The organism is Mycobacterium sp. ABE4_509 (assembly GCF_056160785.1).
In genome coordinates this window covers 1-15,806 of the sequence record NZ_JBSWXU010000010.1, presented here as the reverse complement: position 1 = coordinate 15,806, position 15,806 = coordinate 1, and the positions used below count along the sequence as shown (strand labels likewise).

The window sequence follows — 15,806 nt, the reverse complement described above, 5'->3', positions numbered from 1 at the left end:
GCCGGAGCCCGACCCGGTATCCTGCTCGGCCAGCTCGTCGTCGGCATCGTCAAGGTCCTCGGAGTGGTCAGCGTCATCGGCCTCATCGTCGAGGTCGTCGTCGGAATCGCTGTCGTCGTCGGCGTCGTCAACGTCGTCATCAGCGGCGCTGTCGTCGGTGTCGCTGTCGGAGTCGTCGCGGTCGTTGGCGCTGGACCCTGATCCTGACGAGCCTGTCGAGCCACTTGCCGAGGACTGGCGCGACGGTCCGCTGTTGTGCGACGGCCCCGCCGAGCTTCCCGAATCCGAACTCGATGACGAGCCCGAGGAACTCGACGAGCTGCTCGAGCTGCCGCCGTCGTCGTCGGCGAACGCCGCCCACGGCACCGCGGCCAATCCGGCCCCGATACCCAGTGCGACCGCCAAACCCCCAACACGGCCAACATATTTGGTGTAGGACGCGGGCGAACCTGAGCCACGGTGGACCGAAGTCGGGCGGGTGCTCTGATTGGCGGAAACTGCGGGCGAGGGTGCGAAGTCGGTGTCTGAGGCGAGCGTGGTCACGGTCTTCTCCTTGGTCTGCTGGTTGGTGTGCGGCGCCGCAGGGTGTGCGACAGTCAAGTGAAACTGGTTTGCTTGGCCGGTCCGGTTTTGGTTCATGGGCCAATACTCGGTCCAGTACAGAAGCCATTTCAATAGCCAGTTTGGGATAACTGGCATTTATGGCACCCTGGTGTTGCTTCCGTGACGCGCCCGGTCCATTCGGAAGCCTGAGAACACCACTGATGGCAGGGCAGTCTCCTTCCCGCGCGCTCGGCCGAGCTGCATGTCACCCGAATCGCCTCGGCGAGGAGCAGCCCGGAGCGCTGTGGAAGGGGTTGTGGCTCAACGCAGGGAAGCAATGAGCTGGACACCACCGTCGTTGCTTGGTGCTCGTGTGGGCTCGGCCCGGTCGCGCAGTTGGCTTCGAACACGCCACAGTGACACGGCCACCAAGTCGTCGGCGCTAGCCCGTGGCGCACCACCATCGTTGTCGAGCCGAGAATCGTCACTATTGTTGTTCGGCAACGTGTTTAGCGGCGAAGGTCCGCCTGCAGTGCCTGGGCACACGGAAGCGGCCTTTGGGGAACGTAACTGGTCTGAATAGGGGTCGCACTGGCCGGACCTGTCGACGGCCAGGTCTTTGGGCCCGGGTGTTTCCTAGAGATGGCGGTACGACGTGCCGGGGCTAGCAGCCCGAGGCACCGTGTCCGGTGCTAGGTCACAACGGCGCCGAGTTCTGCGCCGCCGCTGCCAGTGACGGTTCTCCAGGCGCGGGCGAGCAGCGCGACGGCTTGGGTGAGTTGGGCCTCGGGAAGGGTATAGGGCACGCGGATGTAGCGTTCCAGCGTTCCCTCGACGCCGAATCTTGGGCCCGCCGGGATGTCGAGACCCATCCGCGACGCGGACGCTGATAGCGCCGAACTCATCGGGACGGGCAGTTCGACCCAGCACGACATGCCTCCGGTGCCGGCGATCGGCCGCCAGTCGGGCAGGTGCTCGGCCAGCAGTGTGAGCAGCAGATCGCGGCGCTTGGCGAGCTCGGCGCGTCGTGCGGGCAGCACGTCGTCGGCGACGGCCAACAGTCGCGCCGAGGCCAGCTGCTCGACGATGGGTGTGCCGATGTCCATTGACGGGCGTTGTGCGGTGATCGCGGCCAGGGTGCTGCGTTCGGCGCGGATCCACCCGATACGCAGCCCACCCCAGAAGGACTTCGACATCGAACCGATGCTGATCACGAGGTCGGGCCGCGACGTGGCCGAGGCCGCAAAAGGGGCAGGCATGGGCTCGTCCAGCCATACCTCGGCCATGGTTTCGTCGATGACGGTGCGCGTGCGCGTCTTGGCGACGATGTGGGCCACACGTTCACGATCGGCGGGCGCCATCGTGATACCGGTCGGGTTGTGGTTGTCGGGGGTGAGATAGGCCAATGTCGGGTTGGTCTGACGGATCGTGGCATCCAGGACATCGGCGTCCCACCTATGGCTGTGGTCGCCGGCGGCATCCGCGTGCAGCGACATCGGAACGGCTCTGGCCGGTTTTGCCGCCAGCGCGGAGATGATGCCGGGGTAGGTCGGTTGCTCGATGAGTACGCGGTCGCCGGCCTGGACGTAGGTGGCCAGGATTAGGCTCACCGCGCTCAGGCAGCCCGTGGTCACCATGATCTCGTCAGGTTGTGTCGGAAGACCACGTGCACAGTATCTTCGGGCGATCGCCCGGCGCAGCGGCAGTAGCCCGATCAACTCGAGGCCGGTGTCGTTGAGGTAGGGCGCGACGTCCTGGGCGGCGTGGCTGAACGCGTCGAGCACTGTGGAGGCCGGTGCGGCCATCGCGGCCTTGGCCAGATCGAGTTTGACCGCGCCGGGCTCGGCGGAGGCGGTCTCGGTGATCGGCAGCGCCGTGGTGCTGCGCGCGCCTTGGCGGCCTTTGAGGTAGCCCTCGTCGCGCATCTGGGTGTAGGCGGTGGTGACTGTTGTGCGCGACACCCGCAGCGCCTCAGCCAGTGCCCGTTCGCTGGGCAGCCGCGCACCCACCGGCACCCGCCCGTCGATGATGAGCATCCGCAGTCCGTCGGCCAGCGCCCGGTAGGCCGGACCGCTGGTGCTGGAGGTGCGCCAGTAGCCGAGCTCTCGGGCCAGTAGGTCCACGTTGAGCTTCACGCTCGCCACGCTTGCGGTCATGGAAGCCAGCCTGGACCAACTGGATATTAAAATGCAAGGCTGCTGGACTGCAAATTTCCCAGAGAACAAGACCGGTCGGACCATAACAGCCCAGGTGCAGGCCAGTCTGGACCTCGTCGGCACGAATCAACCAGCATGAGACGGCAACGAGCATGACCACGCACGCACCGGAGCACGCTGACGAACACGAGTGGCCGCGAACTGTGTCGCCCCCACCGGACCTGCCGCTTCCACCGTCCGCCGTGGAAGATACTGACACGAGCTTGAGACGAAGTTCCGACGACACGACCTGAGAAATGCCCTATCGCCGCAGGTCAGGGGATCACTTACGCTGGACTGGTGTGAGATGACTGGCTAGCTGGGCGGCCCTGGGGCCAGCGAGGAGCACGCCGACATCGCGTCCTGCCAGATCTGCTCGTCGACACCGGGCGGAGGGCCCGGCGCCGGCCCGGGCCCGGTGGACACCCCGTGCTCGGACAGGCAGTACGCCAGCGAACCGTGACCGACGCTGGGAACGACCGAGGTACTCGTCGACCCCGACTCCGGGCCGGGGTCGGATCCGGGCGCGGCCGGCTCCGAACACCCGGCCAAACCGGCCAGTCCGGCTGCCGCGGCCACCGTCGCGACCATTCTGAAGAAATCCGGCACTATCCGACGAACCTCGACAGCCGGGCCGACAGGTGCGGCACCAGCCCACCGTCGGCATCGACGCGCTCCTCCACGTAGGCGAGGTCACCGCCTTCGACGATGCCGTAGAGCCGCTTGGCCCCGCCGACGAGCAGACCGGACTTGCTGCGTGCCAGCGCATCGGTCACCAGTTCCCAGGACGACTGGTTGAGCGGGTGACCGTAGAACAGTTCGACGTAGCCCGCCGAGTGGGCCAGCAACAGTTCGATGGCCTGAGATTCGCCCGGGTCGGCGGGATCGGTGACGAACCGCCAGAAACCGACCTCGCGCAGGTCCGGGCCGGCGTACTGGCCTTCGTCGTCGAGTCGCCAGGAACGGGCCTCCCAGTTGAGATAGTCCCGGCCGTCGTGGGAGACCACGATCTGCTGGCCGAACCGGTAGTCGCCGTGCGTACCCCGGCCCTCGCCCTCGCCGCGCCAGACCCCCACCAGGGGCAGCAGCGCCAGCAGCGCGTCATCGAGATCGGCGCCCTTGCGCAGATTGGCGGTGTCGGGCGGCACCGGAAGGTCCCCGAACGCCGGGATGTTGCGCGCGGCAGTCTCTTTGGCGCGTGCAGCCGCCGCTTCGACCGCCTCGTCGCCGGAACTCACGATTCGTCGGTGATGAGGCGGTACAGCGCGTACAGCGCGAACCAGGTGATCACCACGACGGCCGCGACCAGCAGAATCTCGAAGAACAGCACCACGGCAGGAAAGTGTAGCCGCCGGGAGAAAAGATCTCCCGGCGGCTACCTGTCGGCTGAGCGGAAGCCCAGCTCAGCTGACCAGGTACTCGTATTCGGGGCAGAACGCGCCCGTCGCGGCGCCGACGAAGTAGCCGGCCTGATAGTCCGTCCAGCTGGTGACACTGGTCAGGTCGGCGACTTCCTGCTCGAACGTCGCACCGTTGGCCCAGTCCTGGCAGACCGCGTAGCCGGTCTCGATGACCTGCGGGGTCTTGTCCGGCGGCCAGGTGATGCCGCCGCCGGAGATCACGGTGAGGAAATCGTCCTCCGGGTCGGCGAACGCGGCGGGCGCACCCGCGAGCGCCGCCGCTGCGAACGATGCGGCGAGACAGGCGATGGTGATCTTCATGGTCGGGTCCTCGGGCTACACGCGGCCGGCCGCGCACTCGGTGTGACGGTCCCGCGCGAACAACGGGGCCACCCCAATGGTCTCCGACAGCCGCCGATCCTGCGGTGTTTTCACCTCCGGACCAGCGGCTGTCGGCTGTGATCAGGCGACCTTGACGTCGACCTCGTGGATCCCGGCGCCCGACGGGGCCACCACGGCGTCGCCGTTACCGGACTTCGACAGGGCGCGCAGCGTCCACGTGCCCGGAGCGGCGAAGAACCGGAAGTCCCCGGTCGCCGAGGCGACGACCTCGGCGGTGAACTCGTCGGAGCCGTCCAGCAGGCGCACGAACGCACCGGCGACGGGCTGTCCCGAGTCGTCGATGACACGGCCGGTGATCACCGTCTCCTTCTCCAGATCCACGCCGGCCGGCAACGCCTGTCCTTGTTTCGGTGCAGAGCACATGATCAACTTCCCAACTCGATCGGGGCGCCCACCAGGGAGCCGTATTCCGTCCAACTGCCGTCGTAGTTCTTGACGTTCTTGTGGCCAAGCAGTTCCTGCAGCACGAACCAGGTGTGCGAGGAACGCTCACCGATGCGGCAGTACGCGATGGTCTCCTTGTCCCCGTCGAGACCGGCCTCGGCGTACAGCTTGGCCAGGTCTTCGTCGGACTTGAAGGTGCCGTCCTCGTTGGCAGCCTTGCTCCACGGAACGTTGATGGCGCCGGGAACATGCCCGGGCCGCTGGCTCTGCTCCTGCGGCAGGTGAGCCGGGGCCAGGATCTTGCCGGAGAACTCGTCGGGGGAGCGCACGTCGACCAGGTTCTTGGCGCCGATCGCGGCGATCACGTCGTCGCGGAACGCGCGGATGCTGCTGTCCGGTTCCTTGGCCGAATAGCTGGTCTGCGGGCGGCTGACGGCCTCGGTGGACAGCGGGCGCGCGTCGAGCTCCCACTTCTTGCGGCCGCCGTCGAGCAGCTTGACGTCCTGATGCCCGTAGAGCTTGAAGTACCAGTAGGCGTAGGCGGCGAACCAGTTGTTGTTGCCGCCGTACAGGATCACGGTGTCGTCATTGCCGATGCCGCGTTCGGAGAGCAGCTTGGAGAACTGCTGGGTGTCGACGAAATCGCGCTTGACCGCATCCTGCAGGTCGGTCTTCCAGTCCAGCTTGACCGCACCGGGGATGTGCCCGGTGTCGTAGGCGCTGGTGTCTTCGTCGACCTCGACGAAGACGGTGTTCGGCGCGTCGAGATTGCTCTCGGCCCAGTCTGCGGTGACCAGGACGTCGGAACGTGCCATGGCGGTGGGTCCTTTCGATTGCTTACAGGTGCTTCAACGGGCGGTGCTCAGGCGGACGAGCACGGGGGTGGAGCTGGCAGCCCAGGCGGACGCCGGGGTTGCGGTGAACACCACGCCGAGCGTCCACGGCAACCGCGAGGCCGCGACGGCAGCGGTCCCGGAGAACCCGGCGGATGTGATGCTCGACATGGTTGTGCTCCTGTTGGTGGTCGTCAGAGGGCTGGTGCGGCGGACCGGAACGGCCGCTCGCAGAGCGCTACGCAGACAGACGCGCAGCTACTCAGCTGCAACAACAACAGAAGCAACCCGCGACGCGGCACAGATCGACTGCGCGGCGCTTGGTGAGCACAAGCTCGAGGCGGGCTGACACGGCCGACAGCTTACCCAATGAGAGGGTGATCAGGCCAACAGTGGTTCCAGCACATCCCTGAGTTCATCGGTGGTGGCCACGCCCGAAGCGCGGTACCGCTGCCTGCCCTCGGCGTCGAAGATGAACGTGGTGGGCAGCGACAGCACCGAAAGCCGCCGCGCGGCCTCCGGGTCGTCGTCCATGTCGATCTCCACATGCGCGACCCCGGGCAGCTGGGCACACACCTCGTCGACGACCCGCCTCAGCGCGTCGCACGGGCCGCACCAGACCGCGCCGAAGTGCACGATCGTCGGTCCGGTGGTGGACAGCCCGAGCCCGCTGGTGTCCACGTCGGCGGCCTCGGTGCCGGCCTGCCCGAGCCGGGCGCGCAGCCGCAGCAGCTGGCTCACCACGAACAGCACCCCGAAGGCGGCGATCAGGATCGCGATGACGAGGATCCAGCTCATGGCGACCTGAATTCCTCGAGGCCGATCGACTCCGCGTCGTCGGTGATGCCCTCGATGATGACGTCGGAGCCGCGGGCGCCGGCGGTGTCGGGCGCAACACCGAACGGCAGCCGCTGACCGGGCAGGCGGGCCGAGAACGCGTCCAGCACCGCGGGCAGCTGCTGCTCGGGGACCTCCTGGTCGGCGGTGCCGGGGCCGGTCAACACGCCGGTCGCGGTGAAGACCAGCGTGCTCTGGTCCGGTCCGGCGATCGACAGGTCCACCGCGACGCTGACCTTCTCGTCGAAGCCCGCCTGATCCGGAGTCCCGGTGAAGATCAGCCCCTCGCTGCTCGAGATGCCGGACTCGGTGGTGTCGTCGTCGTCCTTCTCGGTGGGCGCCTCCACCAGCAGGTCGGTGACGCCCAGGAACCTGCCCACGTGGGTGGAGTCGATGATGATGCGGCTCTCGAGTTTCCCGACCGACAGGGTGGCGTCCGGGTGAACGAGCCACGAATCACCGATGTCGACCGAATGCATCGTGGCTTCCAGCGAGGCCTTACCCACCACGGCGTGATCAACACCACTGGCCTTGATTTCCACTTCGTCGTAGTGATGTGCCATCGCCTGTGGGATGAAGGGGAAACCGAGGATGGCCACCGAGGGGTCCCAATTCAGGTTCGCGGCGCTGCGCACGCTTCTGGCCAGGCGATACTCCGCATAGATGGCTGCCCCGAAGTCGGCGCCGACAGCGCCGACGGCCAGGGCGAGCAGCGTCGCCGCGGCGCCGATCACGAGCTTTCGCACCCCGACATTGTCGCCCACGCGAAGCCGAAGTCAGGTTCGGCAAGGCTTACCGGCAGGTGGCGCGCTATCGTTGGTGAATCATCGGCCGGGTAACGGCCATGTGTCAGGCATGAATCTGGGAAGTCACCACGCGACATAGATGTCCCGGCGAGGTCCCGGCGAGTGATCTCCACGGCTGTTGGAGGGCCAATTGGACCTACTCCTACTGACGGTTGACCCGCATCCGGAATCAGTCCTGCCTTCGTTGTCGCTTCTGGCTCACAACGTACGCACCGCGCCGACCGAGGTGTCGTCGCTGCTGGAGGCCGGAACCGCGGATGTGGCCATCGTCGATGCACGCACTGATCTGGCCGCCGCGCGCGGTCTGTGCCGCCTGCTGGGCACCACCGGAACATCGGTGCCCGTCGTGGCGGTGGTCAACGAAGGCGGCCTGGTCGCCGTCAACGTCGAATGGGGTCTCGACGAGATCCTGCTGCCCAGTACCGGCCCGGCCGAGATCGACGCGCGGCTGCGGCTGCTCGTCGGCCGTCGCGGCGGCATGGCCAGCCAGGAGAACGTCGGCAAGATCAGCCTGGGTGAGCTGGTGATCGACGAGGGCACCTACACCGCCCGGCTGCGCGGCCGCCCGCTGGATCTGACCTACAAGGAGTTCGAACTGCTGAAGTACCTCGCGCAGCACGCCGGCCGGGTGTTCACCCGGGCCCAGCTGCTGCAGGAGGTCTGGGGCTACGACTTCTTCGGCGGCACCCGAACCGTGGACGTGCACGTGCGGCGCCTGCGGGCCAAACTCGGTCCCGAATACGAGTCGCTCATCGGCACCGTGCGCAACGTCGGGTACAAGGCCGTCCGGCCGGCCCGCGGCCGTCCCCCGGCGGCCGGCACGGATCTCGGCGACGACCTCGACGCCGACGCCGACGGCTCCGATGCGGAGGCCGACCTCGACTCGGAGGTCGTGGCCGACCGCTACGGCGACGGGGTCGGATCGCTCAACCACGACGGCGTCTCACCGGCGCTGGGTGACGCGTTGCGTAGTCAGTGACCACAGCCGCCCCCGAGGTGCAGTGGCGTTCCGCGCTGTCCGCCGGCGAGCAGCAGCAGATTCGCGCCCTGATCTCCGCTGCGACGGCCGCCGACGGTGTCGCGCCGGTCGGTGATCAGGTGCTGCGGGAGCTGGCGCAGGACCGCACCAGGCATCTGCTCGCCACCGAGGCGTCCGAACAGGGGCCCGAGGTGGTGGCCTATCTGAACCTCGCGCCCGCTGACGCCGACGCGCCGGCGATGGCCGAACTGGTGGTGCAGCCGCGGGCCCGTCGCCGCGGCATCGGCTCGACGATGATCCGTGCCGCCCTGGCCGAGGGCGGCGCCGGAACTCGGATCTGGGCGCACGGCAACCTGGCCCCGGCGCGCGCGACCGCGGCGGCGCTGGGGCTCGGGGTGGTCCGGAAACTGCTGCAGATGCGCCGCCCACTGACCGATCTGCCGCCGGCGCCGCCGGCCGCTGACGGCGTCACCGTTACTACATACTCTGGGTCCGTCGACGACGCCGGCCTGCTGCGGGTGAACAACGCCGCCTTCGTCTGGCATCCAGAACAGGGCGGCTGGACCGAAGCCGACCTCGCCGAGCGCCGCGGCGAACCGTGGTTCGACCCGGCGGGCCTGTTCCTGGCCCACGACGACCGCACCGGTGAACTACTCGGATTCCATTGGACGAAGGTGCATTCGGAATCACTGGGCGAGGTCTATGTAGTGGGTGTCGACCCGTCGGCCCAGGGGCGCGGCCTGGGCAACCTGCTCACCTTGACCGGTATGCACCACCTGGCCGAGTCGCTCACCGGTGGTGTGCAGCCTGCTGCGGTGATGCTCTATGTCGAGGCCGACAACACCGCCGCGGTGAAGACGTATCGACGCTTGGGTTTCGAGGTCTCCAACACCGACGCGGCCTACGCGCTGCGCGGCTCCTCAGACCTGTGAAGCAGGTGAACCTGTTCACCTCGCGTTCACTCGTCATCCCCGAGCCGTCCACCACGGCCGCATACGTTTCCCCAGGAGTCCGAGCCTAGGGAAAGTGGAATAAGTGAAGCTCAACAGCATCGGCAAGACGTTCGGTACGACGGTCTCGGCGGCTGCGATCGCTGCGCTGGCCCTCGCGGGGTGCGGCAGCGACAACAACGCCGGCACGTCCGAAACCACGGGTGGCAGCGACACCGGAACCGCCGCAGCGGGTTCGGCGGAGTGCGGCGGCAAGGACAGCCTGACCGCGGAGGGCTCGTCGGCCCAGCAGAACGCCATGGCGGTGTTCAACCAGAGCTGGGGCCAGGTGTGCCCGGGCAAGAACCTCTCCTACAACCCGACCGGTTCGGGCGCGGGTCGCGAGCAGTTCGTCGCCGGCAACGTCGACATGGGTGGGTCGGACTCGGCCATCATCGAGGAGCAGGCGGCGCAGGGCGCGGAGCGCTGCGGCGGCAACGAGGTATGGAACCTGCCGCTGGTCTTCGGGCCGGTCGCCATGGCCTACAACGTCGAGGGTGTCGACGGCCTGGTGCTCAACGCCGACGTGATCGCCCAGATCTTCCAGGGCCAGGTCACCAACTGGAATGACCCGGCTATCGCCGCGATGAACGAGGGTAAGACCCTGCCGGATCAGGGCATCACCCCGATCTACCGCTCGGATTCCTCGGGCACCACCGACAACTTCCAGAAGTACCTCAGTGCCGCCGCACCCGAGACGTGGACCCAGGGTGACGGCAGCGAGTTCCAGGGCGGTGCCGGCGAGGGCGCCCAGAAGTCCTCCGGTGTGGTGCAGGCCGTGCAGGCCACGCCGGGCTCGATCGGCTACGTCGAGAAGGGCTTCGCCGATCAGGCCGGGCTGCCCGCCGCCGTGATCGACAACGGCAGCGGCCCGGTGGAGCTGACCAACGAGTCGGCCGGTGTGGCCATCGACGCGGCGACCTTCGCCGGCGAGGGCAATAACCTGATCCTGGACCTGCAGGCGCTGTACGGCACCTCCGAGCAGGGCGCCTACCCGCTGGTGCTGGCCACCTATTCGCTGGTGTGCTCCAACGGCTATGACGCCGAGACCGCCGACGCCGTCAAGTCGTTCCTGACCGTTGCCGCCCACGAGGGCCAGTCGGGTTTGACCGAGGCCGGCTACGTGCCGCTGCCGGAGCGCTTCAAGGAGCGGCTGCAGGGCGCGATCGACGCCATCGGTTCTGCCTAGTCCGGTAGCGGGGCTGCCGAGCAACGGCGAGGATGGTGTTGACGCACATGACCGACAAGGTTGATGAATGACCGACAAGGTTTCAGATGGAACGACATCCGTGACAACACCTGATCCGACGGGAGCGGGGTCCGGGGCGGCGATGGCTGAACCCTTCGGCGAACCGGACCCCACCCCCACCAACCCGAGCTCGCACAGCAAGGTCCGTATCGGGGACCGCATCTTCCGCGGGCTGTCCGAGGGCGCCGGCATCCTGATCGTGGCGATCATCGCCGCGATCGGGCTGTTCCTGCTGTGGCGGGCGGTTCCGGCACTGGCCCGCAACGAGGAGAACTTCTTCCTCTTCGGGGGCACCTGGAACACCTCGGACACCTCGGCGATGCACTTCGGCATCCTGGACCTGCTCCAGGTGACGGTGTTCGTCTCGGTGTTCGCGCTGATTCTGGCGATGCCGGTGGCGCTGGGCATCGCGATCTACCTGACCAACTACGCGCCCAACCGGGTCAAGGGCCCGCTGGCCTACATGGTCGATCTGCTGGCCGCGGTGCCGTCGATCATCTACGGCGTGTGGGGCCTGTACGTGCTGGCCCCGGTGCTGCGGCCGGTGGCGATCTGGCTGAACGAGAACCTGGGCAGCTGGTTCTTCCTGTTCGCCACCGGCAACGCCTCGGTGGCCGGCGGCGGCACGATCTTCACGGCCGGCATCGTGCTGGCGGTGATGATCCTGCCGATCATCACCGCGGTCACCCGCGAGGTGTTCGTCCAGACGCCGCGCGGGCAGATCGAGGCCGCCCTGGCGCTGGGCGCCACCCGGTGGGAGGTGGTCCGCACCACGGTGCTGCCGTTCGGGATGTCGGGCTACATCAGCGGCGCGATGCTCGGCCTCGGCCGTGCGCTCGGTGAGACGATCGCGCTGCTGATCATCCTGCGTGGCACCCAGGAGGCGTTCGGCTGGTCGCTGTTCGACGCCGGCTACACCTTCGCCAGCCTGATCGCCTCGGCCGCATCGGAATTCAACGACCAGTACAAGGCGGGTGCCTACATCGCGGCCGGCCTGGTGCTGTTCATCCTGACGTTCGTGGTGAACTCGCTGGCCCGCGCCGCGGTCTCCGGAAAGGACAGGTCGGCCTCATGACGTCGGCAACTATGGACAAGCCGGTCAAGGCGCCCACATTCGCAGGTGTCAGCCCGCGCCGGAAGTTCAGCAACAATCTGGCGACGGTGCTGGTCACCGCGTCGGTCGTGATCGCGATCGTGCCGCTGGTGTGGGTGCTCTACACCGTGATCGCCAAGGGGCTCGGCATCGTGCTGTCGAGCACCTGGTGGCTCAACTCGCAGGCCGGCATGACGGCGTTCGCCGCCGGCGGCGGCGCCTACCACGCGATCGTCGGCTCGCTGCTGCAGGCCGCGGTGTGCGCGGTCATCTCGATCCCGATCGGTGTCTTCGTCGGCATCTATCTGGTCGAGTACGGCGGTGGCACTCGGATGGGCAAGGTGACCACCTTCATGGTGGACATCCTCACCGGTGTGCCCTCGATCGTCGCGGCGCTGTTCATCTATGCGCTGTGGGTGGCCACCCTGGGCTTCGAGCGCTCCGGCTTCGCCGTGGCACTCGCGTTGGTGCTGTTGATGATTCCGGTCATCGTGCGCTCCACCGAGGAGATGCTGCGCATCGTCCCGATGGACCTGCGCGAGGCGAGTTACGCGCTGGGCGTGCCGAAGTGGAAGACCATCGTGGCGATCGTGATTCCGACGGCGCTGTCGGGCATCGTCACCGGCATCCTGCTGGCGCTGGCCCGCGTGATGGGTGAGACGGCGCCGCTGCTGATCCTGGTGGGCTACTCACAGGCGATCAACTTCGACATGTTCAGCGGGTTCCAGGGCTCGCTGCCCGGCATGATGTACGACCAGGTTTCGGCCGGTGCCGGTGCGAACCCGGTGCCCACCGACCGGTTGTGGGGCGCCGCCCTCACTCTGGTCGTGCTGATCGCACTGCTCAACGTCGGCGCGCGGTTCATCGCGAAGTTCTTTGCCCCCAAGAAGGTCTAGAGAAGGTTTAGGAGTTCACGAACATGGCCAAACGTCTGGACCTCAAGGACGTCAACATCTACTACGGCTCGTTCCATGCCGTGGCCGATGTGTCGATGTCGGTGTCGCCGCGCAGCGTGACCGCCTTCATCGGCCCGTCCGGCTGTGGCAAGTCGACGGTGCTGCGCACGCTCAACCGGATGCATGAGGTGATTCCGGGTGCGTATGTGACAGGGTCGGTGCTGCTCGACGGCGACGACATCTACGGCGCGGGCGTCGACCCGGTCGGTGTCCGCAAGACCATCGGCATGGTGTTCCAGCGGCCGAACCCGTTCCCCACCATGTCGATTCGCGACAACGTGGTGGCCGGCCTGAAGCTGCAGGGGGTGCGCAACAAGAAGACCCTCGACGAAACCGCGGAGCGTTCACTCAAGGGCGCCAACCTGTGGAACGAGGTCAAGGACCGTCTCGACAAGCCCGGCGGCGGCCTGTCCGGTGGTCAGCAGCAGCGGCTGTGCATCGCCCGCGCGATTGCGGTGCAGCCCGACGTGCTCTTGATGGACGAGCCGTGCTCGGCGCTCGACCCGATCTCGACGCTGGCGATCGAGGACCTGATCGCCGAGCTGAAGCAGGACTACACGATCGTGATCGTGACGCACAACATGCAGCAGGCGGCCCGGGTCAGCGACCAGACCGCGTTCTTCAATCTCGAGGCGACCGGTAAGCCGGGCAAGCTCGTCGAGATCGACGACACCGAGAAGATCTTCTCCAACCCGTCGGAGAAGGCGACCGAGGATTACATCTCGGGTCGTTTCGGTTAAACAGGACCACAACCACAAACCCCCGGGGTGCTGCCTGCTCCCCGGGGGTTTGTGTGTTCAGCTGGCTTACTTCGGCAGCGGAAGTTCCGCCTCGTCGGGGGTGCTGCCGGTGACCTGGAAGATCACCCGGCGCGCCACCTCGACGGCGTGGTCGGCGAAACGCTCGTAGAACCGGCCCAGCAACGTGATATCCACGGCGGCGGACACTCCGTGTTTCCACTCGCGGTCCATCAGCACCGTAAACAGATGCCGGTGCAGATCGTCCATCGCGTCGTCTTCTTCGCGGATTTGCGCGGCTTTCTCGGGGTCCTTGGTCAGCAGCACCTCCTGGGCGCTGCGCCCGAGTTCCACGGCGACCCGCCCCATCTCGGCGAAGTAGCCGTTGACCTCCTCGGGCAGCGCGTGCTGCGGGTGCCGCCGGCGCGCGATCTTGGCAACGTGCAGGGCCAGCGCGCCCATCCGGTCGACGTCGGCGACGATCTGGATCGAGCTGACGACCGCCCGCAGGTCCCCGGCGACGGGGGCCTGCAGAGCCAGCAGCACGAATGCGTCTTCTTCGGCGCGCGCGCTGAGCGTCGTGATTTGCTCGTGGTCGGTGATGACCTGTTCGGCGAGCGCGAGATCGGCTTGCAGCAGTGCCTGCGTAGAGCGTTCCATGGCCACCCCCGCAAGACCGCACATCTCCGCAAGTCGGCTGGTCAAGGCATCCAACTGCTCGTGGTAAGCGGTACGCATACCCCCAGCTTACGGGCAGATCGTGTGCGACGTCACCGCTAGGCCGGTGAACGAACGGTGAATGCCACCTGCCCAAACGATGCCGTGCGCGCTGGGACGGTCGATTGCCGAGGGTTTATTCGCAGCTGGTGTCGGCGGCGTTGGTGACGGTCAGGTCTTCGGGCAGGTCGACTGTGCTGTGTTCGCCGGGTGCCACCCGCAGCTGGACCGACGACCCGCTGGGCGACGGCGCGGCGACCGCGTCGAAGTCGGTGCCCAGCACGACCTGGACCACGTCGCCCATTCCGGTGACCCGCTCGACGACCGGCTCAGCAAACGAGGAGGCGACGGTAGCCGCGGCCTTTTCGTTGCCCGGCGAGTAGAACACCGTGGTCTGCGAGAGCGGGCCCGGATAGTCGTCGGGAGTGGTGATGTCGAATCCGTAGGCCTGCAAGGCGTCGGCCGCGTCGCCGGCCAGGCCGTCCTGCGAGGTCGAGTTCGACACCTGGACGGTGACCGCCGACGGGTCGGTGGTCACCGCGGGGACCGTCTCGCCGTGCTCGCTGCTGGTCGGGTCGTCGCCGTTGGCGGAATTGGCCAGGTAGTCCGGGGTGCCCGCAACGGGGGTGTTGTCGGCGTTGCGCTCCTCGGGCAGCGGATCATCGTTGATGATCGCGGAGAACAGCGCGCGCATGTCCTCTTTGCGCGGGACCTCGTTGCCCCACTCGTCGGCGTACCCGACCGTCGGGACGGTCACGAACGTGATGCGTCCGGCGGCCACCCCCTGGATCGACTGGCCGAGTTCGACGAGGTCCTTGGTCTTCATGTTGTCGACATAGCTGTCGTCGATGAACATGTTGACCACGTTGTTGAGCTTGGACAGCGAGAAGAACGTGTCGCGGGAGATCAGTGAGCGCAACAGCGACGACAGGAACAACTGCTGGCGTTTGATGCGGCCGTAGTCACCGTTGACCTCGGTGGTCACGTGCCGGGCCCGCACGTAGTTGAGCGCGGTGTGGCCGTCGACGACCTGGCGGCCGGGGTTGGCGAGCACGGTGCCCAGGATGCCGTCCTCGAGCGGTTCGGTCGTGCACACCTCGATCCCGCCCAGCGCGTCGACCATCTTGGAGAAGCCGGCGAAGTCGACGGCCATGAACCGGTTGATGTGCAGCCCGGAGAGCTTCTGGATCACCTTCACCAGGCACTTGGGCCCACCCACGGCGAACGCCGAGTTGAGTTTGTAATCGGTGTAGGCCTCCTCCATGCCGTACATGGGCGAGTCTTCGTCCATGATCGGCCCGTACTCGGTGGTTTGCGGGTCCCACGGCTCGCATTTCATCGGCTCGATCTCGAGGTCGCGGGGGAAGGACACCGCGACCACGCGTTCCCGGTTCGCCGGAACGTTGACCAGCATCACCGTGTCCGAGCGCGATCCCGCCACCTCATCGGTGTCGCCGGCGCCCATGTCCAGGTTCTCCCCGAATCGGCTGTCGACGCCGACGATCAGGAAGTTCTCGTCGCCGTACTGGGCGTTCGGGTCGACGATGTCGCGCGACTCGGGGTCCAGCGCCGACACGGTGTTGAGCATGTTGTTCTTCGAGGTCTGCCACTGCCACGCGCCTCCGGTGAGCGCGAGGGCGAGCACCGCGATCAGCGCGGCTGCGACCCGGCCGACCAGCGCCGCGC

21 protein-coding genes are annotated in these 15,806 nt (G+C 67.2%); 9 read left to right on the top strand and 12 right to left on the bottom strand.

All coding sequences use genetic code 11. The features are described from left to right. Positions 1 to 63 precede the first annotated feature (63 nt). Together ACXAID_RS03915 and ACXAID_RS03910 are read left to right on the top strand one after the other, a co-directional pair. Positions 64 to 201, top strand: a complete 138-nt coding sequence (locus ACXAID_RS03915; protein WP_475020871.1) for a hypothetical protein — start codon at positions 64 to 66, stop codon at positions 199 to 201. Next, positions 158 to 436: a hypothetical protein gene (locus ACXAID_RS03910; protein WP_475020870.1), complete on the top strand. Its 279-nt coding sequence runs from the start codon at positions 158 to 160 to the stop codon at positions 434 to 436. The genes ACXAID_RS03915 and ACXAID_RS03910 overlap by 44 nt, the downstream gene beginning before the upstream one ends. 799 nt (positions 437 to 1,235) lie before the next feature. Here ACXAID_RS03910 and yczR read toward each other — a convergent pair. Then, positions 1,236 to 2,699, bottom strand: a complete 1,464-nt coding sequence (gene yczR / locus ACXAID_RS03905) for a MocR-like transcription factor YczR (protein WP_475020869.1) — start codon at positions 2,697 to 2,699, stop codon at positions 1,236 to 1,238. Here yczR and ACXAID_RS03900 point away from each other — a divergent pair. Further along, on the top strand, positions 2,698 to 2,838 hold the full coding sequence (locus ACXAID_RS03900) for a hypothetical protein (RefSeq protein ID WP_475020868.1): 141 nt from the start codon (positions 2,698 to 2,700) through the stop codon (positions 2,836 to 2,838). The two genes, yczR and ACXAID_RS03900, sit on opposite strands and share 2 nt — an antisense overlap. A gap of 215 nt (positions 2,839 to 3,053) precedes the next feature. Here ACXAID_RS03900 and ACXAID_RS03895 read toward each other — a convergent pair whose 3' ends face one another. From ACXAID_RS03895 to lmeA, 9 genes are all read right to left on the bottom strand, one after another. Next, positions 3,054 to 3,329, bottom strand: a complete 276-nt coding sequence (locus ACXAID_RS03895) for a hypothetical protein (RefSeq protein WP_475020867.1) — start codon at positions 3,327 to 3,329, stop codon at positions 3,054 to 3,056. Between the two features lie 17 nt (positions 3,330 to 3,346). Beyond that, a complete protein-coding gene (locus ACXAID_RS03890) occupies positions 3,347 to 3,976 on the bottom strand; it encodes a heme-binding beta-barrel domain-containing protein (RefSeq protein WP_475020866.1) in 630 nt (209 codons plus the stop codon). Between the two features lie 165 nt (positions 3,977 to 4,141). Next, positions 4,142 to 4,459, bottom strand: coding sequence for a DUF732 domain-containing protein (locus tag ACXAID_RS03885; protein ID WP_475020865.1), 318 nt, complete (start codon positions 4,457 to 4,459; stop codon positions 4,142 to 4,144). 141 nt (positions 4,460 to 4,600) lie between these two features. Continuing rightward, positions 4,601 to 4,903 (bottom strand): DUF1416 domain-containing protein, encoded by a 303-nt coding sequence (locus ACXAID_RS03880; RefSeq protein ID WP_475020864.1) that lies wholly within the window; start codon positions 4,901 to 4,903, stop codon positions 4,601 to 4,603. A gap of 2 nt (positions 4,904 to 4,905) precedes the next feature. Further along, positions 4,906 to 5,739 carry a sulfurtransferase gene (locus tag ACXAID_RS03875; protein ID WP_475020863.1) on the bottom strand — a complete coding sequence of 278 codons (834 nt, stop codon included), beginning with the start codon at positions 5,737 to 5,739 and terminating at the stop codon, positions 4,906 to 4,908. A 33-nt stretch (positions 5,740 to 5,772) separates the two neighbouring features. Then, on the bottom strand, positions 5,773 to 5,928 hold the full coding sequence (locus ACXAID_RS03870) for a hypothetical protein (protein ID WP_475020862.1): 156 nt from the start codon (positions 5,926 to 5,928) through the stop codon (positions 5,773 to 5,775). 91 nt (positions 5,929 to 6,019) lie between these two features. Then, the gene (locus ACXAID_RS03865; protein ID WP_475020925.1) at positions 6,020 to 6,088 is read right to left on the bottom strand and encodes an Ms5788A family Cys-rich leader peptide; all 69 of its coding nucleotides are present in this window, start codon (positions 6,086 to 6,088) and stop codon (positions 6,020 to 6,022) included. A 50-nt stretch (positions 6,089 to 6,138) separates the two neighbouring features. Then, the gene (locus ACXAID_RS03860) at positions 6,139 to 6,555 is read right to left on the bottom strand and encodes a thioredoxin family protein (protein WP_475020861.1); all 417 of its coding nucleotides are present in this window, start codon (positions 6,553 to 6,555) and stop codon (positions 6,139 to 6,141) included. Next, positions 6,552 to 7,358, bottom strand: a complete 807-nt coding sequence (gene lmeA / locus ACXAID_RS03855; RefSeq protein WP_475020860.1) for a mannan chain length control protein LmeA — start codon at positions 7,356 to 7,358, stop codon at positions 6,552 to 6,554. The genes ACXAID_RS03860 and lmeA overlap by 4 nt, the downstream gene beginning before the upstream one ends. A 172-nt stretch (positions 7,359 to 7,530) precedes the next feature. Between lmeA and ACXAID_RS03850 the strand changes: the two genes are divergently transcribed. The 6 genes from ACXAID_RS03850 (at position 7,531) to pstB (ending at position 13,406) form a co-directional block, all read left to right on the top strand. Then, positions 7,531 to 8,379: a winged helix-turn-helix transcriptional regulator gene (locus ACXAID_RS03850; protein WP_475020859.1), complete on the top strand. Its 849-nt coding sequence runs from the start codon at positions 7,531 to 7,533 to the stop codon at positions 8,377 to 8,379. Between the two features lie 17 nt (positions 8,380 to 8,396). Continuing rightward, positions 8,397 to 9,311, top strand: coding sequence for a mycothiol synthase (gene mshD, locus ACXAID_RS03845; protein WP_475020924.1), 915 nt, complete (start codon positions 8,397 to 8,399; stop codon positions 9,309 to 9,311). 103 nt (positions 9,312 to 9,414) lie between these two features. Continuing rightward, the gene (gene pstS, locus ACXAID_RS03840; RefSeq protein WP_475020858.1) at positions 9,415 to 10,557 is read left to right on the top strand and encodes a phosphate ABC transporter substrate-binding protein PstS; all 1,143 of its coding nucleotides are present in this window, start codon (positions 9,415 to 9,417) and stop codon (positions 10,555 to 10,557) included. Between the two features lie 67 nt (positions 10,558 to 10,624). Beyond that, the gene (gene pstC / locus ACXAID_RS03835; RefSeq protein WP_475020857.1) at positions 10,625 to 11,692 is read left to right on the top strand and encodes a phosphate ABC transporter permease subunit PstC; all 1,068 of its coding nucleotides are present in this window, start codon (positions 10,625 to 10,627) and stop codon (positions 11,690 to 11,692) included. Further along, positions 11,689 to 12,606: a phosphate ABC transporter permease PstA gene (pstA, locus tag ACXAID_RS03830; protein ID WP_475020856.1), complete on the top strand. Its 918-nt coding sequence runs from the start codon at positions 11,689 to 11,691 to the stop codon at positions 12,604 to 12,606. The genes pstC and pstA overlap by 4 nt, the downstream gene beginning before the upstream one ends. Before the next feature lie 23 nt (positions 12,607 to 12,629). Then, on the top strand, positions 12,630 to 13,406 hold the full coding sequence (pstB, locus tag ACXAID_RS03825; protein ID WP_475020855.1) for a phosphate ABC transporter ATP-binding protein PstB: 777 nt from the start codon (positions 12,630 to 12,632) through the stop codon (positions 13,404 to 13,406). 66 nt (positions 13,407 to 13,472) lie between these two features. Here the strand turns inward: pstB and phoU are convergent, their stop codons facing one another. Together phoU and ACXAID_RS03815 are read right to left on the bottom strand one after the other, a co-directional pair. Then, the gene (phoU, locus tag ACXAID_RS03820) at positions 13,473 to 14,141 is read right to left on the bottom strand and encodes a phosphate signaling complex protein PhoU (RefSeq protein WP_475020854.1); all 669 of its coding nucleotides are present in this window, start codon (positions 14,139 to 14,141) and stop codon (positions 13,473 to 13,475) included. A 115-nt stretch (positions 14,142 to 14,256) separates the two neighbouring features. Beyond that, on the bottom strand, positions 14,257 to 15,806 hold a 1,550-nt coding region (locus ACXAID_RS03815; protein ID WP_475020853.1), incomplete at its 5' end, for an LCP family protein.

Coding starts and splice junctions, on each gene's coding strand:
- ACXAID_RS03900 (WP_475020868.1), top strand. CDS start 2,698: ATGGAAGCCAGCCTGGACCAACTGGATATTAAAATGCAAGGCTGCTGG.
- pstB (WP_475020855.1), top strand. CDS start 12,630: ATGGCCAAACGTCTGGACCTCAAGGACGTCAACATCTACTACGGCTCG.
- phoU (WP_475020854.1), bottom strand. CDS start 14,141: ATGCGTACCGCTTACCACGAGCAGTTGGATGCCTTGACCAGCCGACTT.
- ACXAID_RS03895 (WP_475020867.1), bottom strand. CDS start 3,329: ATGGTCGCGACGGTGGCCGCGGCAGCCGGACTGGCCGGTTTGGCCGGG.
- ACXAID_RS03860 (WP_475020861.1), bottom strand. CDS start 6,555: ATGAGCTGGATCCTCGTCATCGCGATCCTGATCGCCGCCTTCGGGGTG.
- ACXAID_RS03885 (WP_475020865.1), bottom strand. CDS start 4,459: ATGAAGATCACCATCGCCTGTCTCGCCGCATCGTTCGCAGCGGCGGCG.
- pstC (WP_475020857.1), top strand. CDS start 10,625: ATGACCGACAAGGTTTCAGATGGAACGACATCCGTGACAACACCTGAT.
- ACXAID_RS03875 (WP_475020863.1), bottom strand. CDS start 5,739: ATGGCACGTTCCGACGTCCTGGTCACCGCAGACTGGGCCGAGAGCAAT.
- ACXAID_RS03880 (WP_475020864.1), bottom strand. CDS start 4,903: ATGTGCTCTGCACCGAAACAAGGACAGGCGTTGCCGGCCGGCGTGGAT.
- yczR (WP_475020869.1), bottom strand. CDS start 2,699: ATGACCGCAAGCGTGGCGAGCGTGAAGCTCAACGTGGACCTACTGGCC.
- ACXAID_RS03870 (WP_475020862.1), bottom strand. CDS start 5,928: ATGTCGAGCATCACATCCGCCGGGTTCTCCGGGACCGCTGCCGTCGCG.
- pstA (WP_475020856.1), top strand. CDS start 11,689: ATGACGTCGGCAACTATGGACAAGCCGGTCAAGGCGCCCACATTCGCA.